General features: G+C 69.1%; 7 protein-coding genes. 6 read left to right on the forward strand and 1 reads right to left on the reverse strand.

The genetic code is table 11. The annotated features are described in order from the left end of the window. From ispE to IQ216_RS10760, 6 genes are all read left to right on the forward strand, one after another. Positions 1-800: 4-(cytidine 5'-diphospho)-2-C-methyl-D-erythritol kinase (gene ispE / locus IQ216_RS10735; protein ID WP_193815461.1), on the forward strand; the 800-nt coding region annotated here is incomplete at its 5' end. Then, entirely contained in the window at positions 797-1,168 is a 372-nt protein-coding gene (locus tag IQ216_RS10740; RefSeq protein ID WP_193815462.1) for a DUF3082 domain-containing protein, read from the forward strand. The genes ispE and IQ216_RS10740, both read left to right, overlap by 4 nt. Before the next feature lie 170 nt (positions 1,169-1,338). After that, complete coding sequence (locus IQ216_RS10745) at positions 1,339-2,322, forward strand: pyruvate dehydrogenase complex E1 component subunit beta (RefSeq protein WP_193815463.1); 984 nt, start codon at positions 1,339-1,341, stop codon at positions 2,320-2,322. A 1-nt stretch (position 2,323) separates the two neighbouring features. After that, complete coding sequence (gene secD, locus IQ216_RS10750; protein ID WP_193815464.1) at positions 2,324-3,844, forward strand: protein translocase subunit SecD; 1,521 nt, start codon at positions 2,324-2,326, stop codon at positions 3,842-3,844. A 37-nt stretch (positions 3,845-3,881) separates the two neighbouring features. Next, entirely contained in the window at positions 3,882-4,844 is a 963-nt protein-coding gene (secF, locus tag IQ216_RS10755) for a protein translocase subunit SecF (RefSeq protein ID WP_193815465.1), read from the forward strand. Positions 4,845-4,872: 28 nt separating this feature from the next. Beyond that, positions 4,873-5,058 (forward strand): hypothetical protein, encoded by a 186-nt coding sequence (locus IQ216_RS10760; RefSeq protein ID WP_186699827.1) that lies wholly within the window; start codon positions 4,873-4,875, stop codon positions 5,056-5,058. 7 nt (positions 5,059-5,065) lie between these two features. Here IQ216_RS10760 and IQ216_RS10765 read toward each other — a convergent pair whose 3' ends face one another. Continuing rightward, complete coding sequence (locus IQ216_RS10765; protein WP_193815466.1) at positions 5,066-6,022, reverse strand: AI-2E family transporter; 957 nt, start codon at positions 6,020-6,022, stop codon at positions 5,066-5,068. Between the last annotated feature and the right edge of the window lie 269 nt (positions 6,023-6,291).

Here is a 6,291-nt window from a genome sequence, read left to right on the forward strand (position 1 = left end):
CCAGCGCCGATGGCCGGATCCAGCTGAGCTGCGACAACCCCAGCCTGCCCACGGACGGCGCCAACCTGATCGTGAGGGCGGCTGAACTGCTCAAGGCCCGGGCTGGACTGCCCGAGCTCGGCGCTCACCTGCACCTCGACAAGTGCATCCCCGTGGGAGCCGGCCTGGCGGGGGGCTCCAGCAATGGCGCCGCCGCCCTGGTGGGGTTGAACCATCTCTGGGGGCTGGGCTACAGCGAGGCTGAGCTGGCGCTGATGGCGGCCGAGCTGGGCTCCGACATGCCCTTCTGCATCGGCGGCGGCACCCAGCTCTGCTTCGGGCGGGGGGAGCGGCTCGAAGCCCAGCCGGCGCCCCGGGGTGGCGGTTGGGCCGTGCTGCTGCTCAAGCATCCGGCCGCCAGCGTCAGCACCCCCTGGGCCTACCGGCAGAGCCGCCAGCAGCGGCAGGCGAGCTACCTGGAGGGCGAAGCGGCCTTCGAGCAGCGGCGCCAGGCCCTGCGGCAGGGGCCATTGCTGCGGGCCCTGCAGGGTCTGGAGGCGCTGCCGCCCCTGCGCAACGATCTGCAGGCGGTGGTGGAACCTGCCGAAGCCACGGTGCGCCAGGGGCTGGCCCTGCTTCGCCGCGCCGACGCGGCCCTGGCCGTGGCAATGAGCGGCTCCGGGCCCAGCCTGTTCGCCCTGTTCGCCGATCTGGAGGCGGCCCGCCGCAGCCAGGCCAGCCTTGCCTCCGAACTCGCCGCCGCTGGCTTCGACAGCTGGACCTGCCCCCTGCGGCCGCAAGGTGTCAGCCTGGAGGCGTGACTGAGCTCCCTTCCCCATCCAACGACGGCCCCGCCGGTGCCGCCTCAGAGGCCCCCAGCGAGAGACCCCGCAAGGGGCCCCTCAGTTTTCTATCGGGATCCCTGACGGCAGGGATGCTGGGCTGGCTCACCCTGGGCCTGAGCCAGCGCGTGGTGCTGTACTACGGCTCCCACCCGCCCCACTACGACTCCGCCATCGCCCASAGCATCGCCACGGCGCTCAAGACGCTGATCATCGGCATGAGCTTCCTGGCCACCTTCACCTTCGGCTTCATCGCCCTGGGTCTGGGCCTGGTGTTCGTGCGCAGCCTGGCGCCTGGATCCCCATCCGCTCACAGCGGCGACACCGAAGCGGAGGAGGCCACCTAGCCTGCCGTCATGACACTGCACGATCTGGGCCTGCTGGTCACCCTGCTGCTGCCGGGCATGTTGCTTTCGGTGCTGATCCTCAGCACCTTTGCCGCTGGCGGCTGAGCGCTTCTGGCTGAGATGCGCCTGAGGCTGAGATAGGTTGGCGCCCAGTCGGTGCTTGCCAACGCGTGGCCGAAACGCTGCTGTTCAACGCTCTCCGCGAAGCCATCGACGAGGAGATGGCCCGCGATCCCTATGTCTGCGTGATGGGGGAGGACGTGGGCCAGTACGGCGGCTCCTACAAGGTGACCAAGGACCTCTACGAGAAGTACGGCGAGCTGCGGGTGCTGGACACCCCGATCGCCGAGAACAGCTTTACCGGCATGGCCGTGGGCGCTGCCATGACCGGCCTGCGGCCGATCGTGGAGGGCATGAACATGGGTTTCCTGCTGCTGGCCTTCAACCAGATCTCCAACAACATGGGGATGCTGCGTTACACCAGCGGCGGCAACTACACGATTCCGGCCGTGGTTCGCGGACCCGGCGGCGTCGGCCGCCAGCTCGGGGCTGAGCACAGCCAGCGCCTCGAGGCCTACTTCCATGCCGTGCCTGGCATCAAGATCGTGGCGGTGAGCACGCCCACCAACGCCAAGGGCCTGATGAAGGCGGCGATCCGCGACAACAACCCGGTGCTCTTCTTTGAGCATGTGCTGCTCTACAACCTCAGCGAAGACATTCCCGAAGGCGACTACATCTGCGCCCTCGATCAGGCTGAGGTGGTGCGTGAGGGCAGCGATGTGACGATCCTCACCTATTCGCGCATGCGACAGCACTGTCTCAAGGCCGTGCAACAGCTCGAGGCTGAGGGGATCGATGTGGAGCTGATCGACCTGGTCAGCCTCAAGCCCTTCGACATGGCCACCATCGCCCGTTCGATCCGCAAGACCCACAAGGTGATCGTGGTGGAGGAGTGCATGAAGACCGGCGGCATCGGCGCCGAGCTGCTGGCTCTGATCACCGAGCACTGCTTCGACGACCTCGACGCCCGGCCGCTGCGGCTCTCCTCCCAGGACATCCCCACCCCCTACAACGGCGGGCTCGAAAACCTCACGATCATCCAGCCCCATCAGATCGTCAAAGCCGCCCAGGACCTCACCAGCGGGTCGCTCTGAGATGGCACGACAACAGGGGTGGTTCGCCCTGATCCTGGCCCTGGCGATCGCCGCCTTGGCCCTGCTCTTCACCTTCCCACTGCAGCTGGGCCTCGACCTGCGCGGTGGAAGCCAGCTGACCCTGCAGGTGATGCCCGCCGGCGCGATCACGGCGGTGGATCAGGAACAGCTCGAAGCGGTGAAGGAGGTGCTGGAGCGCCGCATCAACGGCCTCGGCGTGGCCGAGTCCACCCTGCAGACCGTGGGCAACGACCAGCTGGTGCTGCAACTCCCCGGTGAGCAGGACCCCAGCCGGGCCGCCAAGGTGCTGGGCTCCACCGCCCTGCTGGAATTCCGCGCCCAGCGGGCCGGCACCGAACAGGAGATGCAGGGGCTGCTGAGCCTCAAGCGCCAGGCCGAGGCCGTGCTGAACCTTGAGCGCCAGCGCCGCAGCGCCCTCAACAACCCCGCTGCGGCCGGCGCTGATAACGAGGCCGCCCAGCCCCCCGCCGATTTTCCTGAAGACCAGCTGTCCCAGGCCCTGCGCCAGCTCGACATCGCCGTGCCCGATGGCGCCAGCGAGATCGACCAGCTGGAGCTGCTGCTCGACGCGGTGAACAGCCAGATCGTGGCGCTCTACGAGCCCGCCGCCTTCACGGGCAAGGAGCTGGTCACGGCCGGACGCCAGCAGCAGCAGAGCGGCAGTGGCTGGGAGGTGACGCTCAGCTTCACCCAGACCGGTGGTGAACAGTTCGCCAACCTGACCCGCGACATCGCCGGCACGGGGCGCCTGCTCGGCATCGTGCTGGATGGCCGTTCGATCAGTGAGGCCAGCGTGGGGCCCGAGTTCCAGGCCGCCGGCATCGCCGGCGGGGCCGCCAGCATCACCGGCAACTTCACGGCCGAAGAGGCGCGGGATCTCGAGGTGCAGCTGCGCGGCGGCTCGCTGCCCCTGCCGATTCGGGTCGTGGAGGTGCGTACCGTCGGCCCCTCGCTCGGCGCCGACAACATCCGCTCCAGCCTGGTGGCCGCCCTGCTGGGCCTGGCCCTGGTGGCGGTGTTCATGGTGCTGGTGTACCGGTTGGCCGGAGTGGTGGCCGTGCTGGCCCTGAGCCTCTACGCCCTGTTCAACCTGGCGCTCTATGCCCTGATCCCCGTGACGCTCACCCTGCCGGGCATCGCCGGCTTCATCCTCTCCCTCGGGATGGCGGTGGACGCCAACGTGCTGATCTTTGAGCGCATCAAGGATGAGCTGCGCTCGGGCAACACCTTGATCCGCTCGATCGAAACCGGCTTCAGCCTCGCCTTTTCCTCGATCCTGGATGGCCAGCTAACCACCCTGATCAGCTGCGTGGCCCTGTTTGCCCTGGGCACGGGCTTCGTCAAGGGCTTCGCCGTGACCCTGGGCATCGGGGTGCTGCTCAGCCTGTTCAGTGCCTTCACCTGCACCCGTACGCTGCTGCGGCTGCTGATGAGCTATCCGGCCCTGCGCCGGCCCAGCTACTTCCTGCCGCGGATCCAGCTGCCCGCGGCCACCTCCTGATCTCCCTGCCCCGCCCCGTGTTGTTCCCTTGGCGCCGATGACTCTTCTGAGCAGCCTGCTGGGTGTGCGGGTCAACCGCCGCCGCCGCCAGTTCTGGGCCATCTCCGCCGTGGCCCTGGCGCTGAGCCTGCTCGGTCTCGGACTCTCCTGGAGGGCGCCCAGCATCGGCGCCCCCTTGCGCCTCGGCCTGGATTTCACCGGCGGCACCCAGATCCAGATTGCCCGCCTCTGTGGAGAGCGCTGCGCTGAGCTCGGCAGCGACGCGGTGGAAGCGCGGCTGGAAGGCCTCACCCTGCCCGTTGAAGACGACGGGGCTCGGCCCCTCAGCCTGGGGGGCTCCTCCGTGCAGCTTCTCGACGGCGGAGAGCAGGTGCTGCTGCGCCTGCCCAGCCTCAGTGCCGCCCAGGGCCAGGCCGTGGTGGATGGTCTGCAGTCCCTGCTGGGCCCCACCGATCCAGCCGGTCTCGCCGTGGAGACGATCGGCCCCACCCTCGGCGCCCGACTGCTGCGGGCCAGCCTGATCTCCCTGGCCGTGAGCTTCGTGGGCATCTCCGCCTACATCACCTTCCGCTACGACCGCCTGTTTGCCCTGCTGGCCCTGCTCTGTCTGGGCCATGACGTGCTGATCACCTGCGGGGTGTTCGCCTGGCTGGGGCTGCTGGCCGGGGTGGAGGTGAACAGCCTGTTTGCCGTGGCCCTGCTCACCATTGCCGGCTATTCGGTGAACGACACCGTGGTGATCTTCGATCGCATCCGCGAAAAACGGGGTCAGCTCAAGGAGTTGCCCCTGGCCGATCAGGCCGATGCCGCCGTGTCCGCCACCCTCACCCGCTCCATTTACACCACCTTCACCACCCTGTTGCCGTTGCTGGCCCTGATTCTCTTCGGAGGCAGCACCCTGTTCTGGTTCGCCGTGGCCCTCAGCGTGGGCGTGCTGGTGGGCGCCTGGTCGAGCGTGGCGGTGGCGCCCACCCTGCTCCCCGTGCTGGCGAAGTCCTGAGAGCCATCCACCCCATGAGCTCCCTGCCTTGAAGCGCCCGATTCCGGCCCTGCCGATCCTGCTGGGCCTGCTTGCCCTGGTGGATCTGCGCTTCGATCTGCGCCTGCTGGCCGACCACTTCACCTTCACCACCCTCTGGAACACCGTGGTGCATCACGCCCTGGCGGTGCTGGTGCTGCTGCTGCTTCCAGACCTCTGGCGCCGTTACCGCTGAGCCGGGCTCAGCTGGTCCAGCGGTCCATCACCCGCTGCACCACCACGGTGCTGAAGAGCACCTGGAGCACCACCACCAGCGGCAGGGCCAGCAGCACCCCCGGCAGGCCCAGTAGGGTGCCCAGGCTGAGCTGGGCCATCAGGGCCACGGTGGGCAGCAGATTCACCGTGCGGCTGAGCAGGATCGGGGTGAGCAGGAAGGCCTCGCCGTTCTGCAGCACCAGGCGCAGCACCAGCACCTGCAGCACCTTGGTGGGCGACACCAGCAGCGCCACGGCCAGTGGCAGCAGGGTGGCGGCGGTGGGGCCGATCGTGGGCACGAAGGTGAGCAGGCCGCACACCAGGGAGCTGAGCAGGGCCAGGGGCACCTGCAGCAGGCTCAGGCCGGCCCAGGTGAGCAGAAACACCGTCACCGCCGAGAGGGTCATGCCCGCCAGCCAGCCCCCCAGGGCCTCGCGGCACTCCTCGAGCAGCTGCACCATCTGCGGGCGCCACTTGGCCGGGGTGATCGCCACCACCAGCTGTCGGTGGTGCCGGGGGTCGAGGGCCAGCAGAATCGCCAGCAGCACCATCAGCAGCAGCTGCACCGTGCTGTTGGCGGCTCCCCCTGCCACGCCGAGCAGCTGGGCGCCCACCGGCTGCAGGCCCTCCCAGCTGTTGAGCCGCTCCAGGGTCTGGTCGAGCCTGGGCAGCCAGGTCACCCGGGCGATCAGCTCGGCCAGTCGAGCCCCCACCTCCGGGATCAGTTGGCCCAGCTGGCTGATCTGGCCCAGCAGCTCCGGCAGCAGCTGCTGGGTGAGCCAGGCGCCCAGCACCAGCAGGATGGCGATCACCAGGGCCAGGGCCTGGGTGCGCTGCAGGCGCAGTCGCCGCATCAGCAGCGTGGTGGGCACATCCAGCGACACCGCCAGCACCACGGCGCCGAACAGCACCAGCAACACCCAGCGCAGGGCCCAGGTGAGCATGGCCAGCAGCACCAGCACCAGSMCGNCCCMGCWSAGKGCKGRSRYCCMSWSCAGGGCCGTGCCCAGGGCAAAGGCCGCCAGACTCAGCCCCAGCCCCACCCGCACCGGGCGCCGGGCCAGGGCCTGCCCCACCGGCCACTGGATCAGCAACAGCAGACCCAGCTTCAGGCCGATCAGCAGGGCCCCCAGGCTCTCGGGCAGCGCCTGGCGCTCCAGGCCGCCCCGCACCAGGTCCAGGGGCAGGGCGCTCTGCATCAGGGCGGGCAGGG

Source organism: Cyanobium sp. LEGE 06143, from assembly GCF_015207535.1.
Lineage (GTDB): Bacteria > Cyanobacteriota > Cyanobacteriia > PCC-6307 > Cyanobiaceae > NIES-981.